Here is a 17,567-nt window from a genome sequence, read left to right on the forward strand (position 1 = left end):
CAACAAGGGGAGATTAACCAACTCAAGCAGGATTTATCTAATCAAGTTCAAGAACTAAAAAACCAACATAATCAGCAACAAGGGGAGATTAACCAACTCAAACAGGATTTATCTAATCAAGTTCAAAATCTACAAAACCAACATAATCAGCAACAAGGGGAGATTAACCAACTCAAGCAGGATTTATCTAACCAAGTTCAAGAACTAAAAAACCAACATAATCAGCAACAAGGGGAGATTAACCAACTCAAACAGGATTTATCTAATCAAGTTCAAAATCTACAAAACCAACATAATCAACAACAAAAACTTATTGAACAACTTGAGGGGGAAAAAAATAAACTCAATGAACAGGTTCAAGAGCTAAAAACAGACTTATTACAGTATCGCAAGCAATCGCTGGAGGTATTGTTATCTTATAAAACTTCAGAATTGATAAAGATAGATCAAGACATAACAGCAAAGAACCAAGAAGCTACCCAAACCATAAATAAAGCTGAACAATTGAAGCAAGATGCTCAAAGTCTACTGAAATTAGCTCAAAGACCTGATTTTATAAATAATGGACAATCACCACAAGAGGTAGATAACAAGGTTAAAGAAATTACAGAACTCGCTGATAATGTTATTGATAGCCAAAAATCACTAAAACAAACCCTTACCAATAAACAAGCACAGGTAAAAAAATGGATTAAGGATATAGAAGTTATGCGAAAGAATTTTAGGACTATTAATAATGCAGAAGACTTACAAAAAATTGAAACTGATTACAATCAAATCAAAGTTGATGATATAGAAATGCAACCAGATAGTTCAGATAGCAGCCTGGCAATTATTCAGAAAAAAATTGATGAGATTAAGATAAACAAAGTCCAAGATAACTGGAGACAAATCAGTGATATTTTTGGAGTTTCTTCTTTTTATCAACAAAATTCATCCGAATATCAACCTATTTCTGATAAGCCAAGCGACAAAAGTCCTATAGAAACAACTGAAAATAAAACCAGTCAAGAACAGAACAACAAAAGCAGTGAAGCTGCTAGCGAATCTATTAATGATCAACAAAGCGATACAAAAGACCAAACCCCGACTGAAATTAAGCCCGACCAAAAACAGAATAATAAAAGCAATGAAGCTGCTATATTTGAAATATTTGGTCTGAAGAATCCAAACAAAAAAAATCTTAATTGAATCTAAATTGTAATGGCGTTCAAAACTACTCACTGATGATATTAACATGAACAACTCTACTCAAACTTATGATGCTTTTTTTATCGATGCTCTTAGAGTACCAATTGATAGTTACTGCAAAACAGCACTCGAAAAGACTAAATCTGATTTTAAAAATGAAACTGAGGAGGCTGGCAGAAAACTTGATGAAGCGCGACGGACGGGTCAAATTGCCAAATTATCTCAAAAAATCAACGAAACTCGTCTTGACGATATAACCCGATTACTTCTATCCGACAAAAAGATTTACACTCTTGTGATTTATCGAGCAACTGGAGGAGATTCGGTCAAAGTAACAGAAGAAAGGCAGAAGAAAATAGATGATTTGGAAGGACTTTATAGTGAAGTTTTACGTCTCATCAAAGCAGAAAATGGTTTTAAAGAGTATTTTGTCGCTCGATTAATTACGGAAGTTCTTGATTCCTTGAACTATACGGTTGATCTAAAAGACCAACAGTGGCAGTTATTGGATGATTTTAGTTTAGCCAAAGATATTTCTATTCGTGATGGAGAAGTTAAACCAGCTGTCAAGGAAATCTTAGATAAGGTGAACCTTTATGGTAAACCGATGTTTTACCTCAATCAATTTATTGCTAGTCCTCGGAACCTCATTGACAAAAATAATTTTTCTGCTGCTATCAAACAATCCATAATTGATGAATTAATTAAACAGGGAATTAAGATTGAGGATGATAAAAGTTTTAATCAAGGAATTTACGATAAATATTTTGTTCAAGCTTATGATAGAGTCACTAAACAAAGTGCAGTAGCAGATGATCCTATTAGTACGATAGGTGTAAAAGGTAGTGAAGTTTCTTGGGATTTTGTCATTGACACCTTTGATACTGTTGAATCCCAGGGAGTAACACCTATTAATATTAAGGCTGCGGGGGCTTTGGAATATGTTTATTATATTGGGGAGGTGATGAGGGTTTTTGATGTTGCCAATACCCTAGTATTACGATGGGCGAGTGGGCGCATTGATATTCCAGAAGGAAAAACCAACACAGCTATTTATAATTTCCACAAGCTTAGAAATCAACGTAATACACCTGAAGAACGAGCCATGCTCTATAAAAGGGTTTTAAATAAAGGTGAGGGACAGTTACTCTCGATGATGGTAGTTAATGATGCTTTTCCCGCACTTTGGCATCAATTAATGACAGAAATTACAGAATATATTCGGAAAACAGAGGCAAGTAGTTCAATTTCTCGTGCTTCTATCTTCCAAGCTACTAAAAACCTACAGTACAATCTTTCTGAACACATGAAAGGCATGGCTCGTATTCAAGTGACAGAAGACTATGCCCATCTCAAAGCAGCATTAGAACTTCTGAATGCTCCTGAAATTATAGATAACTTTGGTGGACGACGTAAGAGTTGTTGGAGTGTGATTGAACAAATAGCCAAAGAGGATTTAAGGACAGTTATTTCTACATCAAATATTAGAACATTAGCTGTTGAGGGAAATAAAATTTTTCAATGGCTGGCTAATTTTGACGAAGGAAAAACTCAAGATAAAGAGTTTCAACAATTATTGCAATCTGCTGAAGCTTGGATTATCGCCCAAGCATCGCTAGAGTCTAACAACAATGGTTCTCAGCCACCTCAACAGTCAGCACAGCCTAAAATGCCTGATTTACTAAATAATATGAATAATATGAATTTCCCTAATTTCCAGCAAAAAGGCGATGACTTTGCTGATTGGTAATCATCAAAATCAACAAAATCCAAAAGATAAATAGGAGAATTACAACTTAATTTATCGGCGAAAAATCAAATTTTTAGCTTTAAGAATCGAAAAGGAATTCATTGTCATGCCCACGCCAGAAGAACTCAAAAACCAAGCCAGAGCAAAAGCTCGCTCAATTTTGTCTCAATCTCAATCTTTCCTCAATATGGATAAGGCGCAACAATTTGCTCTTTATAAAGATGTGGTAAATAGCACTCATGAGGAACTTGTTCGACAAAATGAACTGGCAAAGGGTATGAGTGTCACAAATGATGAGGAAGGTATTCAATCAAAAAATAATCAACTTGCTCGGCAAGCTGAGTTTGTTAGTGCAATGGCAACAGCACCTAATCCTAATAGTAATCCAGACAACATCACACAAGCAGGGAATAATTTTGCCAATTTGGTTGATAAGGTAGATTTTCCTGGGTTTGTACGAGATTTATTAGTTGGGGTGTTCGATGCGAATTTAGATGCCAATGAGCGACAAATGGAAGCTTATACCAAGCTACTTAAGGAGGCAACGAAAGGGGTAAACGAATTTGCTAAAGATGTGACTGATATGGATGCGTTAATCAAAATGGTTGAAACGAGTGGTGGATATAGTTTAGGCCCTCCAAATCTGGGTGGAGATGGACTCCCAACACTTATTGATACCACAACTAAGCAACCTGTTGATACGAACAATAATTCTATTCAAGCCAAAATTATTGAAGCCAAAATGGCTTTGGCTAAAGAAAAGCGCACAATGCTTAGAGAAACAATTTTAATGGGTGTTTCTCGTCTTGTGGTGGAAAAAGGGATCATTCGGGCTGAAGTGGAGTTTCAAATTAATGCTTCAGCAACAACAAATGATACAAGTAATGATACCAAAACAAGTAATACAAGTGTAGGTGGTAGTGCGAGGGTAGGAGGTAAGGTTGGAGCTTGGGGAGCGGAGGCTTCCACTAATTTCTCCCGAACAAGCTCACAAGTCAGTATTGCAACTTCTAATGCTACAACCAAAACCGATGCGAGTGCTAAACTTAAAGGCTTTGTAGAAATTCAATTTAAGTCGGATTACTTTAAGCTAGATAACTTTACTCAGATTTTTGATTTAGGTAAGGGACAAGTTCCTCAAGGAGCAAATCCTCAACCAAACCAAGCTCAAGCACCAGCATCTCAACCATAAAGTTAATGTCAATAGTTGAGAGGTAACATGGCTTTAGCAATTCTCCGATTTTTAGATAGTGATAATTATAAATGTCGATTTCAGGTGGAACTGGGGTCGAATAGCTTTTATGAATATCGCATTGGAGAAGGCAAAATCCGTCAGGTTAATGGACTACAACTTCTGGATGCGCCAAGTTATATTTCCCCTCTCATTGGCCCAATTAATCAACACCCACTAGAAAAAATCAGTTTAGAAATTCCTTGTAGTAAATTTAGTTCTCGGCAAAGGGCTATTCAAATTTTCAGTTTTCGCGGAGCCAATCGGGTTGGGCCAGCTATTTCTGAGATTGTTATCTTACCTACCTTACCCAGACCGGCTTTAAGCAATATTAATAATTCTAAAAACACCAAAAATTTTGCTCCTATTTCTCTTGGTATGGAGATATCTATGAAACCTTCCTCTATAGAAAATGTCGCTTTTCGTTATCGAGAGGTCACTCCTGTGAGTTCAGCAATGGCAGCAGGGAGTGTAAAGGATAAGGTTAAGGATATTACCAAAAAAGCCGTTGCTGTTGCTGAGAAAAAGGCTGTAGGTGCAATTACATCGGCAGTTAGTAGTAAACTAACGGAAAATTTAGGGGCTTTGTTACCACAATTGGCGGGTATCATTGCGGCTATTTTACCGAAAATAAGCCAAGAAAATATGAAAAACCTGCAAACAGGACAGCCCATTAATCGGGAAGAAGTGGCTCGTTTGTTAGAGAGTTTATTACAGCAGATTGGCACAATTCCCCCAAGTTCGGCGAATCCAGCGATTAGCCAGGGTTTAGGATACGAACCCTTAAGAACTACTGCGGTACGTCAATTGTTCTACCCAAATACCCCTTTGGCAAGTCGTTTTATGGCTGCTCCTGGGTTGATGAGTCGCCAAAATAGTAATTCTTTTGCGGTGAGAAATCCCTATACAGCTAATTTTAACGGCAAATCACCTAATAGGATAGCTTTAACGGCGATAAGTGAGGTTTTAGCGGCTGTGTTGCCTGCTTTACTCAAAATTACGCCGGATTTGTTGCAGATGTTGGGAACGGGTTTAATGCCGACGTTTCGCACCGTTTTTAAGCCTCAGACGTTGATGGCGGGACAAATGAGTGCGGCTTTGGGGATGGGGGAGCAAAATCGGGAAGATGAAGCGGTAATAATGGCGTTAGGTTTGGCATTGGCGGCTTCAGCAACAGCAGATTTAGCTCATGAACGTCTGGATGTGGTGGAGTTGGGGTTTAGTGGGGTGACTCCTTTACGGTTAAATGGTCGAGAAAAGCTAGTTTATCACCGCAATCAGGAGATTGCTTTTCCTTTAACTCTTAAAACACCAAAACCGATTCAAAAGGGCAGATTACAGTTATTAGTAAAGCATCCAAAAACCTTGGAGATTTTGATTGAGGAGAATTATCAGATTGAGGATGTTAATTCTGGGGTGTTGGCGGTGGTTCCCAAGATTAGCAGGGAAAAATTACAACGTCTCCCAGTGAATGAAGAGTATTTAATTTGTGTGACGTTGGTTTGGAAGGGACGAAACCCGACGACGCAGCAGGAGAAACGGTTGGGGGCGAGTGCGATGCAGTTGGTGACGCTGATGGGGGATTATTGGTTTGATCGCCTGGAAGCAACGGGAGAAACAATTCCGTTAAATGATGTGCAGCGTTTTCGTAATTTTTGGCACAAAATTTGGGAAGGTGAGTTTGAGAGTGTTGTCCGGCAGATTACTTTAGATTGCAAATATTATTACGCTCTGGAAACGGATCGGTCTAGTCCTGCCCGTATGGAAACTGTGATGCAGTTTGATAAGACGCGGGTGGTGAAGATTTCCGGGCGGTTAAAGTCGGGTTTAATTGTGGATTTGCATAGCCTGAATGCTTTGATTCCTCAAGTTTCGGCGCATCCTGCTTTAAGTCAGTCGGAGTTGGAGGCGTTGATGACACCGGAGTTTAAGGAAGGATTTAGCAATGTGGCACGAAATGAGGTGGAATTTCCGGGGAAAAAGGGGGATAAGGTGGCGTTATGGGTTTATCCAGAAATTAAGTTACAAAAGGTGGTTTTGAAGGAGGTTGCTAGGGCGAATGATAATGGTTTGGTGCAGGAAGTGAAGGAGCGTTTTGTGTTCTTTCCGATGGTGGCGATCGTTCATTTTATTGGGGTGGCTAATTAATTATGAATCAGCGTCAAAGTCAATTTCCTATTAATCAGTCTGGATTAAATTATGCTTTATCAGATAATCCTATTTTACTTAATAGTATGAAAGTTATTTTTGATCGCTCTGTTACGGTTAGTCCAGTTAGCCTTGAGACTAAATATATATCAAATCAATCTTCTTCTCAATCGTGGAGTGGTGCTTTAGAATTCGGAGATGAATTTGATGGACTATTACCTAAAGACTATTATAAGTTGGAGGAAGAGCTACTCACAGACGAAGGAAGAAGTAGAGGATTAAGATTAAGTGAGATCAATAGCCAGTATAGACAGGCTATAATAAATAAAGATTACAAAATGGCTTACTTTTTCTGGAAAAAATTTAAGCAAAAAGTTGATGAATTATCTCAATCAAAAGGAGAAGCATTATTAAAAAATAAAACTGACAAATTATTTTTATTAAAAGAATTATTTGACTCATATACAAAAGCTAAAGAGTATCTTCTTAGGGTGAGTGAATCGAGTGTCAACGAATTAGAAAAATTGATACTCCAAAATGTAGTTTATCTTCCATGGCCAGATGTAGAATTATCTGAAGCCGCAGAACGAGCAATTGACTCTCTAAATAATATGTATCCAGATATACTGACTGGAGTACATCATCTTGATAATCCTAAAATTCCTGCTGGAATCCCACAACCTTTAAAAAATTTAAGTCCATACGTCACTGTTTATCTTATCGCTCATGGTCATAGCGAATTGCCAATATTTATAATAAAAGGACAAGAAATTGTAGAAGGGGAAAAAATTGATCGTGGTAGTTTTACACCGACAGAACTGGCAGAGTGGATCGAGAGAGATGGATTGAGAAAAGATCATAGATTTCTTGACCTTATTGTATGTTATGCCGCACTTTCAGTAGGAAAAAAAGATATTTTAAAAAAAAGAGAAGCTCTTCAGAAAAAATGGAATAAGATTAAAGATTCGGCAATCTCAGTAGAAGAAAAAGACGCAATCAAAAAGAAAATCGATAAAGAATGGAAAAGTTTCGATGATAAACCATCCGACTTTACAACTCCTGACCAAATCTTACCAATGGTGGCTCAACTTACTGATGCACTCAAAAAACGAGGGTACACCAATATTCAAATAACTGGTTATGAAGGAGCGGTATCTCAACATTTTGGAGAGAAAAATCCTTATGATTTATATAAATATCGTTTAGAAGAAAATCCAGAATTGCGAGGGAAAGGTAATATTTGGGTACAAATTAACGACCGAGAAAAAAAAGGAAATGATTACAAACAAATCTGGCTGTAATTTTAATTTAAGTAGGTCGGCGCAATTAAACCTAACTGGCGGGGGCTGTCATTTGTCCTTTGTCATTGGTCATTGGTAAGGGTTTTAAGCCTGTTTACGTTTCGTAATATAACTTGGTTTTTTCCCGCCGACCTACTTAAAACATAATTAAAATTTTTCAAACCTTTACCGTAGAACCTAACCCTAACCCCAAAATAAAATCCGATGAACCCTAACCTAGACCTCTTTCCTAACCCTATCCCCCCTGATGATGACACCCCCCTTAACCCCTTCGGTGAACTCATCGCCCAACTCACCGACTACGAACCCCAAACCTACGACCCCGAAACCGGACTCACCATGAGCATCGAACAAATCACCATCCAAATGCCCATTGAAATGCGGATAGAAACCCAAGAAAACGGCGAAGTCACCGTTAAAAGTTCCGCCCCTACCCAAAACATTGAAACAACCATCATGCCCGTATTCCATCGACTCCAGCTAAGGGTGGTAACAAACGATGGCTAACCCCGCTAACCGTTCCTGGAACTTAGAAAGCTTCCTCGACTCCCTGATCTACGAACTTGACAAAGCACAAGATACTCTATCTGTCAAGGGATTAAACCGAAAACTCACCTATACCGTCAAAGATGTCACCCTAGATTTGCAAATCTTCCCCGAATTTGATGGGGATACGGTGCGCTTTGTCACCGCAAAACCAGGAGAAACGGGTTCATCTAAACTCACCTTTCAACTCGGTTCGATTCGAGATCACCAAATTCAAGAAGTCACCCGTAAACCTCCCAAACAAGGGGAAATCACCATAGATGATATAGATATCCCCGAAACGGAACGCAAAGAACTTAAAAAGCTGGGTATTCAATCTACTGAGGATTTAAAACGAACTGTAGAAGAAAAGAAAGTTGATATTACCAAAGCCACGGATAACAAAGTTAATTACCAAGACTTAGCTAGTCTGATCAACAAAGCGAAACGCCAACAAATTCCCCCTACTGTTAATAAAGCCCAAATTTCCCAAGCGCAAGGTCAAACTATTCTCACCCTTCAAGGTGATAACCTCGCTGTTGCTCAGTCTCTTGATACCTTTCCCGTTGCCGTTATTAACAACCAACCTGTGAAAATTATTGCAGCAAATGACAAAGAAGTCAAAATTGAACTTGATAAAAACCAACTCCAAAGGGAGGGAAATGAACTCAAAATAGCACTTGACCCTTACGCCGTTGTTACCATGAATTTGCAATCTTAAAGCATTTCTTTAAACTAACTTAAACTTGAAGCTCTTAGATAATCTTAACTCCCTTGATTCAATCTTTTTAGTTAATATTACCAATGCCATTTCTTGTACCCCCAAATCGCAACCGTTTACTAGAACTTGAGCAAAAACTTCTCAAGTCACAAAAAGCCGCAGAGCAAGAAAATCAAAATAAACAAGCTAAATTAAATGAGCATAGTCACCATTTGCCAACAAAAACTAATTATGCTGCATTAGTTCCAGTAAAATCTACTGCTGAAATATCCTATCGTCAACTTGCCCACAAATTACAAGAAAATCGCCCTGTCACCTCTTCTTTACCGATTTCATCGCCTCCAAATTTAGCCAATTTCCAGGATAAACCGAGTATTCCAGAAATTATGCCTGTAAATTTTCTGAATTCAAACACCGTAGATACTCTCTCCCTATTAGACGAGCTAAATCCCGAACTCGAACTTCCAATTATCACTTCTTCAGTTGCAGAAGCGATTGTTTCTCCCCCAGTAATTCAGCCAAAATCTGATTTATCCTCTAAAGATAATCAAAATATTAGTTATTTCCAACTCGCTCAACAACTACAAGCAGCTAGATTAGCAGCGCAAACTCCCCCACAATCCCCAGATAGGGAAGAAAATTCCCCACAATCTGACACCATAATCTTGGAAGCGTCAGAAGTCACAGCAATAGTTCCCTGGATTCCTAACAAAGTTACTACTGACGAAAATATCGCTCTTTAGTGTATTTCCGCTAAACACTGTTTTAAACTGCTGCATTAACTAATTATTAATATCTTTATTTCTTTTCTGATAAGTACAGCAAACTGGCTGATTTAATTTTTTTCTGATAGTTTTGCCCTCTGATACACAGGTAATTTCTTATGTCTAACCCGAAAAACCGATTCCACGATTTAGAACAAAGATTATATGGTAATCGTGATGAGAAATTATCCTTAGAACAGGGGACTCAGCAACAGTCAGAAGAAAATTCTGTGGTTCAGAGGATGATATTTGACCACAATGAACCGATTATTTTGGAATACCAGACACCAACAACCGAGAACACTACAACCAAGTTTACCCCCTCTGTTGCGCCAAGGGTTGAAGTATTACCCCAGGAGGTTAAACCTGAACCCCCATTACCTCCGATAAAAACGGAGGTTGTTACTGTGGAATCTAAACCCATTCCTCCCCAAGTTTCGGCTTCTCCTCACCCAGAAGTAACCATTGCTAAGGCTGAAACCGAAGAGTCTGCTACTCAGCCAAACATTGAAACTGAGGAATTTTTAGCCGATTTACAGGCAATTGTAAATGGGGAAAAAACCTATAATAGTAATTCTAAACAGGTAATTGACACATCCTCCACTGCTGCTAAAGCGGAACAGCTATCTATTGCTCAACCTACACCTCCAGTAGAAGTTCCGAAAGCTGCATCGGCTCATGATGTGTTCGATCAGATGGCGCAGGGTATTCCGCCTGTTTCTCCCGCACCCGTTCCCACCTATTCTTATGGTCATAGCTTGTTCGATAAGATGGAGCAAAGTAGGGCGATGGCGAATGCTTTTGATGTGAAGGCAGGTTTGCTGGATGCGCTATTTAATGATTTAGAACAACTTATGGAGGGGGAAGAACAGCAGTCTCTGCATAAGGGTGAACAGGCATCGAATGCTTTTTCCACTAAGAATTTTTCAGTTATGAATAGCAGTGGAACTCCAAGATATGTTGAACAGTTAGCAGACCCCAGAGATAATTATGATGAATATAAGCGTTTTCTCGATAATGAACTACTAAAAAAATCACACCCTATTACAGATAAAGACCCAGCAGCAAAACAATTTTTTGACTACTTTGTTGACGAGTCTAGAACTAAAGAAGAAAGAACTAAATTTGTTAAATTTTCTGAAATATCTGATCATTATTACCATAATAAAATTGTGGAGTGGCTTGAAAATCAAAGCGCAAGCGACGAAAAATTTCAGGAAGATGCTAAACGATATCAAGGTATACTGCAAGATTTGTGGATCAAGCGGGTAATGGAACTTGATAAAACTAGTGAGCCACGTCAAGTAGCTTTAGATAAATATTTGAGAGAACACACAACTTTAGGCAAGGTAATTTGTCGGAAAAAAACTCAGTTTCATGAAGATGATAGCATACAAGTGCATCCAGCATTTTGGGGGCTATTTATATTTTCACCTAGATGGAAAGATGATGTAGGAATTTATACGTGTGAAAATGAAAGGTATTGGTTTGACGAGTTAGATAAGAAGATAACATATAAACACACTGACCCTCTTTTTCCTGATATTAGCGCTGACGCTCGTCAAAAAATTTATGAAATAGTCCCTCGAAAGTTTGCTGATTCAAGTACTAAACCAGGAATATATTTACACCGTTCAAAATCACATGGTCGGGACGATTTTCTAGTTCTAGTTAGGGAAGACGCCTTAAAAGAACGTCAATGCATGGTTTTGTGCACAAAGGGTGTAGGGGCTTATGCTCCATATATTGACTATCATGTTGCAGGAAAATATCACAGCGGCTTTTTCACAAATTGGGGAAAATTTACAGAATTATTGCCGTTTTCATATTCTGATGCAGAAGATGGTGGCAGTTGGCGAACCCTTGGATTTTGCATTAGTGCGGGTAATTTAGGAACTGGTGATACTGAAAAATTGGAGGAAGACTTTAGCCACTTTAGAGAAATGTTTGATTATGTAAAGAGTACTCCTATCGCTATCAAAACTGCCAAATTAAGCATATCAAAAGAAATTGATGACTTTTTAAAAATATCAAAAGAAGATATAGAAAAGTTAATATCTTCAGTATCTGGATTTTTGACTAAGGGATTTGCTGAACCTTTTATTGTAATAGAAGTTACGTCATTGAGTCATAACTATCTTCATCCTCAACTTCAAAAAGCAATTAAGCCCGATAAAGATGAAGAAGGAAATAAACCCGAACCAACGATTAGTTATCCATCTCAAATTATTACTTGTGCACCTTACGAAACAAGTCTGCGATTGCATAAACTAAAAAGTGCTCAAGATTATGATTATGATTATCTGGAACTTGAGCTACTTGAATGGCAAAGATGCTATGGATCTATTATGATACCAAATGCAGATATCAGAAATATAAACAAGACTGTTCAGGATTTTATTTCAGCGGAAAAAAAAATTATGGCAGAAGAAGGAATTAATCTAAAAGAAGAAGATGAGCTTTTGAATCAGCTAATAAAAGATAGTCAGGAACTCGAAGAGCGTATGCATCTTGCTTACAAAATTATAGTAGTTATAATCACAAGTTATGTTGCTTTTCTCAAGAATGGATGGGCAACTGATGCTTATACAAGTTCGTTTGCAGGGCGAAATTTTAATACAGGCCCGAGAGATGCAAATGTGTGGGGAGAAATGGCAAGGAAATCAAAAGATGTCGATCCCAAAAATGGTAAGTTCACAATTTGTGCAGAAGTAGATTTAAATGAAATCTCTCAAACTATAAAACAAGTTCCTAACGTACTTTCAATAACAAAACATAAAGACTATAGTTTTACTGTGGATGGCAGCAATTTGTGGGCGGAGTCTTTAATTAATAGCATCATTCAAATTATTGGTACACAATTATTTAATAAAGAAACCCAGGATAAGCTAGGTGATTTAGCTAAAGCTTCACAAAACAATAATGAGATTAAAAAAGACTTTTGTAAATATCTTTTAGAGAAAGTTAAAACACTTCTGAAGTCAACTAAACAAACACATGTTGTGAACTTTTTATATTTTCTCGCCAGGATTCTTGAGGATGAAGTAGACATTCCATAAAGGTATCAATGGAACCAATCTCCTTCCATAGCAATGTAGTCAACCTTATGCTTTGAGCCGTTTCATGATATGCTCTCCAAACCAAACGAAGACAGTCCTTGAACAAAACCAACCCCTCTCCCAATCCCTCCTCTGGCAACTCCAGCGTAACTTCTTCGCCCAACAAGGCATCAACGCCTGGAATCACAACACCGTCCCCCACTACATTACCAGTAACCCCTACATCGCCAACGCCTACGCCAAAGTCACCCTCGGCTTCCTCCGAGATTGGCAACCCACCCTAGATCCCACACACCCCATTTACATCCTCGAACTGGGTGCGGGTTCCGGTCGCTTCGCCTACCATTTCCTGAAAAAATTCTGGGCATTCTTTCCCCATACCTCCCTCAACCACCTCACCGTTAAATACATCCTCAGTGACTTCTCCCCCAGTAACCTCCATTACTGGCATCATCACCCCTTTTTGCAAACCTACTTCCAACAAGGCAAACTCGACATCGCCCAATTTGATGCCCAAAACTCTCAAACCCTCCATTTGCAACATGCCAACCAAACCCACACCACCCTGAAAAATCCCCTCATTGTCCTGGCTAACTACTTCTTCGACTGCTTACCCCAAGATGCCTTCACCTTAAAACAGAACCAACTCCACGCCAGCCTTGTCAACATGACCTTACCCGACCATCGCACCCCCAACCTCGAAGACCCAGACCTCGTTCACCATCTGCAAATCACCTACAGCGATCGCCCCATCACCCCCAATTACTACGACAACCCCGCTTATAACCAACTTTTGCATTACTACCAACAACACCTTAATAACACCACCGTTCTTCTACCCATCGTCGGGCTGAAATGCCTCGATAACCTCCGCCAACTCAGCCAAAACCGTTTACTCCTCATCTCTGGTGACAAAGGTTACAGCAAATTAGAAGACTTGCGCGATCGCCCTAAACCCTACATGGCTTTTCACGGCGGTTGCTTCTCTCTCATGGTCAATTATCATGCGATCGGGCAATATGCGATTAATCAAGGAGGTCAAGCCGTGCACACACCCCACCGCCACACCAGCCTCAATATCTCTGCATTTATGTTTGGTCGTCCCCCCACCGAATACGCCGAAACTCGCCATGCTTACAGTGATGCGATCGTTAACAACAGTCCTGATGATTTTTTTCACCTGAAAAAAGCGATGGAATCTCAATGCGATCGCCTCACTCTACAACAATTAATTGCATACCTACGTCTGAGTGGTTGGGATGCTAACATCTTCCTCAATTGCCTATCTACTCTAACCAAACTCATCGAAACCACCAACGACAGCCAACGTCAGGAACTCACTCAAATTATTCAAAATATCTGGGACACCTATTATCCCATTGGTGAAACCCAAGACCTCCCCTTTCAACTAGGCAAATTACTCTTCAAGCTGCAAGACTATCTCAAAGCTTCCTATTACTTTCAACAATCCCTCAAACTTCACGGACTCCAAGCCGAAATCCTCCACCACCTGGGACAATGCTACCATTACCTCAACCACCCCGATGCAGCAATGTACTGTTTGGATCAAAGTCGAAATTTACGTTTATCAAGTACTAAATATAGCAGTTAGCACTTCAGTATTGATGAAATACTTGTGTGGAATTAATACAAAATTGCGATTGTAAAATTAGACAAAGAAAAAATACTTTTTACCATCAAATCAAAAATAATATACTTAGTTTATTCGTAAATTTATCAACATAACAATGTTGCCATCAAAACGGGCGAAAGGAAACCTATTCTCCCTAGAGCAAGCAATCCAATCTCAAAAACCCTCTCAACCGGAATTTGCCTCATTGAATAGCTCACTGCATTCTCAACAATCAGACACTTTTGAGAGTATTAACGCTCGTTGGATGGCTAGAAGACCTAGAAATTCCCTGTTTTCATTGGAACAAGCAATTCCAAATCAAATAAACTCGTCTTCAAACCAAAAACCGATTTCTCATCAAGTTGAAACTTTTGCCTTCGATAATGGTGTGGCAATTGAATTACAGTATCACTTTGAGCCTTTCACACATGCTATGTCGGTAGATGATTCCTTTGCTTCTGCCCTAGAAAATGACGATCAAGTCTACAATGTTGCAGCTTTTGAGGTTAGTGATGATGGTGATGATAGCGAATTCAATCAAGTTGAAGCTTTTAATATTAATGAATCTCAGCATCCGATAATTAAAACGATTCCGCCTTTAAATAAAGAGAAACAATACGACGAGCAACCAGCTATTTCTGTGAACGCTAGCATTGTACCTTCTACAATAAAACAGACATCTGCAATCCCTGTTAATAACTATGTAGAATCCTCTAAAGGCAATCATACCTCAATTCAGCCTGTTCCACATTTATCAAAAATTAATCAGGAAGCCGAAGACGATGCAGATGCTTTAGCTTTTGCTGCTGATATTGAAGCTATTCTGCAAGGAGAAAAAATCTATGAACCCCATGACTTTCAATCCTCTCAAGCTTTGTCCAAGCCTCCAACCCAAACCGTATCAACCGTATCCACACCTAAACCTCACCCTCACGATATTTTCGAGCAAATGGGGCAGAATTTAGCCCATGCGACAGCCTTTGATTTAGGGACATTTTCTTTGGCAGCAACCTTTGATAAAATGGGTAAAAATAACGGTTAAAAAATGTCTTCATAGCTTAATAATTCTCAAATCAATTACGGCATAAAAAACCAGAATAATCACTAGCAAATAATCTTACTTTATTAAGTATCTACTGTATGAAACTCCTTATTTACTCGCTAAAAAATATAAAAATATTGTTATTCGCTACTATTTCAAGCTTTTCCTGCCTCGGTGTGTATCACTTAGCTCAACCTGAGCATTCACAAGCTCAAGTAATTACCCCTAAAGTTAATTCATTAAATCAAATACAACAAACTACCTTTAAAATTACCGCTAATAACACTATTAATTTAGAATCAAATTTTCAAAATGTTAAACGTAGAATCGCTTTAGCAGTTGATCCGAGAACTCAACAGCAATATTTAGCTGGTGTTCAAGCCAACAAGACTATTATTTTATGGAAAGCAGCCATTGATAGTACAAATCAACAGCTATCTCTTAATAGTCCAAAAGTTTTTACAGAACCCATAAGACCTAATGAAGAAATAGGTGCGATCTCTATCAGTGCCGATTGTAAATTCTTAGCAGCTAGTTTTAATGCAGAGAATGTGACAACAGCAAAAGAGGGTAGAAATAACAGAATCATTATTTGGGATATAGCCAATGGTAAAGTAGCTGCTAGATTATCTGGGCTATCCAATATTAATAATACGAGAAATAATCAAGCTTTTAATTATTTTACTTATTCTTTAATATTTAGTCCTAATAATCAATTTCTTATTAGTGGTCATCGAACCGAAAAAAATAGTCCAGTTATTATATGGAAATTAGACTCTATTTTACCTAAAGCCTCCAACCAAAGTCGTGAAGTAAGACTTAATTCTTTAATTGAAAATAGCAACTATTATAAAATAGATGCTGATCAAGGCCCATTGCAATCTATTGCATTAAGCTTTGACAACAAAATATTAGCAACCAGTGGTTCAGAAAAAAATGTTAAACTTTGGGATGCTACAACTTGGAAAAATACGCCAATTACAACAGCATTCAATCTTCAGCGTTCTCACAACGGCGCTCAAGTGCTTGCTTTTAGCAAAAAAAATAATCAATTAGCTGCTGGAATTGCAACAGGTATTGAAAAAGGAAAGACTTTTGGAGAAGTTTATCTTTGGGATATCAAAAACGTAAAAACACCCCAACCTCTTCAGGAATTCAAGAGAATATTTAACTCATCAGTTATATCAGTTAACTTTAATGATAAAAATAATTGGCTTCTAGCTGGTTCTTTAGATGGAAAAATTAAAATTTGGGATTTGCAAAATAGTAAAGAAATAATTAATAATCAATTAAATTCAAAAATGGATTCTGCTTTCTTTTCGTTTAATCCTGAAAATTATTTTATAACTACAACGTTCGACGGTAATATTTCAACGTGGAAAATTACTTCAGATATTTCAAACAACTCAGGATGTTTGCTAACAATTCCAACTACAACTGCAACTGCAACTCCAACTACAACTACAACTACAACTACAACTACAACTACAACTCCAACTCCAACTACTGAAATTCCTAGTACTCCTACTATTTCATCAATAGATAAACCAAGACTTTTTTTAGGAATTTTCCTTTTATTATATACACCTATTGCCCTGTATTATATTGTCATTTATCGCAAAAAATTGCAAGAACTTATTATTAATAATAGGGAACGTGAAAATTTCAATATTAGTGATTACTCTGAAAATACAAACAATATAATTGAGCGAGAAATTCAGGCAATTATAAACAATCTTAACAGTCAGCAGCCTCAAAAAATTTACTTAGATTATCAAACAAATTTGAATGAAAATATCAAAACCTTAGATATAGAGATAGAATATGATACTCAAAGCATTATTAATGAACTTCATAATACCAATCAAAACTTGAAAGGAATAATTAAACAAACATTTGAAAAAAGCGTTTTAGTTGATAAAAATAAGAATAGACAAATCTTAATTACATTGAATAATCTTTCCTTAATTATGATAATTTGTCATGTTACTCTGTTAGTTTTTGGCATTTGGTTATCTTTTAGTGCCTTAGATAAAATATCGAAAAAAACAAGTTTAAATAGTATTGATGGTAGTGGTAAATATGGAATAATTGTGACTTTGGCTTAAAAGAAAAGCTTGCCATTGCGACAAACTTTTCTTTGCACCAAATTTCCTAGTTTCGGCCGAAGTATATGGACATAGATAGATTTATCAACAAAGA

12 protein-coding genes are annotated in these 17,567 nt (G+C 37.8%); all 12 read left to right on the forward strand.

All coding sequences use genetic code 11. From position 1 onward, the window contains the following. Positions 1–1,191: hypothetical protein (locus AACW45_RS26235; RefSeq protein ID WP_190635822.1), on the forward strand; the 1,191-nt coding region annotated here is incomplete at its 5' end. A gap of 46 nt (positions 1,192–1,237) precedes the next feature. Beyond that, the gene (locus AACW45_RS26240; RefSeq protein ID WP_190635824.1) at positions 1,238–2,941 is read left to right on the forward strand and encodes a hypothetical protein; all 1,704 of its coding nucleotides are present in this window, start codon (positions 1,238–1,240) and stop codon (positions 2,939–2,941) included. A gap of 106 nt (positions 2,942–3,047) precedes the next feature. After that, on the forward strand, positions 3,048–4,133 hold the full coding sequence (locus tag AACW45_RS26245) for a hypothetical protein (RefSeq protein WP_190635826.1): 1,086 nt from the start codon (positions 3,048–3,050) through the stop codon (positions 4,131–4,133). A gap of 27 nt (positions 4,134–4,160) precedes the next feature. Then, complete coding sequence (locus AACW45_RS26250; RefSeq protein ID WP_190635829.1) at positions 4,161–6,320, forward strand: hypothetical protein; 2,160 nt, start codon at positions 4,161–4,163, stop codon at positions 6,318–6,320. A 2-nt stretch (positions 6,321–6,322) separates the two neighbouring features. Continuing rightward, positions 6,323–7,621, forward strand: coding sequence for a hypothetical protein (locus AACW45_RS26255; RefSeq protein WP_190635830.1), 1,299 nt, complete (start codon positions 6,323–6,325; stop codon positions 7,619–7,621). A gap of 204 nt (positions 7,622–7,825) precedes the next feature. Beyond that, entirely contained in the window at positions 7,826–8,128 is a 303-nt protein-coding gene (locus AACW45_RS26260; protein WP_190635832.1) for a hypothetical protein, read from the forward strand. Continuing rightward, positions 8,121–8,867, forward strand: a complete 747-nt coding sequence (locus tag AACW45_RS26265; protein ID WP_190635834.1) for a hypothetical protein — start codon at positions 8,121–8,123, stop codon at positions 8,865–8,867. Before AACW45_RS26260 ends, AACW45_RS26265 begins: the two co-directional genes overlap by 8 nt. A gap of 83 nt (positions 8,868–8,950) precedes the next feature. Continuing rightward, positions 8,951–9,610: a hypothetical protein gene (locus AACW45_RS26270; RefSeq protein ID WP_190635836.1), complete on the forward strand. Its 660-nt coding sequence runs from the start codon at positions 8,951–8,953 to the stop codon at positions 9,608–9,610. Between the two features lie 140 nt (positions 9,611–9,750). Continuing rightward, entirely contained in the window at positions 9,751–12,690 is a 2,940-nt protein-coding gene (locus AACW45_RS26275; RefSeq protein WP_190635838.1) for a hypothetical protein, read from the forward strand. Positions 12,691–12,754: 64 nt separating this feature from the next. After that, entirely contained in the window at positions 12,755–14,302 is a 1,548-nt protein-coding gene (locus AACW45_RS26280; RefSeq protein WP_190635840.1) for a tetratricopeptide repeat protein, read from the forward strand. Positions 14,303–14,438: 136 nt separating this feature from the next. Beyond that, positions 14,439–15,365 (forward strand): hypothetical protein, encoded by a 927-nt coding sequence (locus AACW45_RS26285; protein ID WP_190635842.1) that lies wholly within the window; start codon positions 14,439–14,441, stop codon positions 15,363–15,365. Between the two features lie 98 nt (positions 15,366–15,463). Continuing rightward, positions 15,464–17,473, forward strand: coding sequence for a WD40 repeat domain-containing protein (locus tag AACW45_RS26290; RefSeq protein WP_190635844.1), 2,010 nt, complete (start codon positions 15,464–15,466; stop codon positions 17,471–17,473). The last annotated feature ends 94 nt before the right edge of the window (positions 17,474–17,567 follow it).

Source organism: Calothrix sp. FACHB-168 (genome assembly GCF_963889195.1).
GTDB lineage: Bacteria > Cyanobacteriota > Cyanobacteriia > Cyanobacteriales > Nostocaceae > Aulosira > Aulosira anomala_A.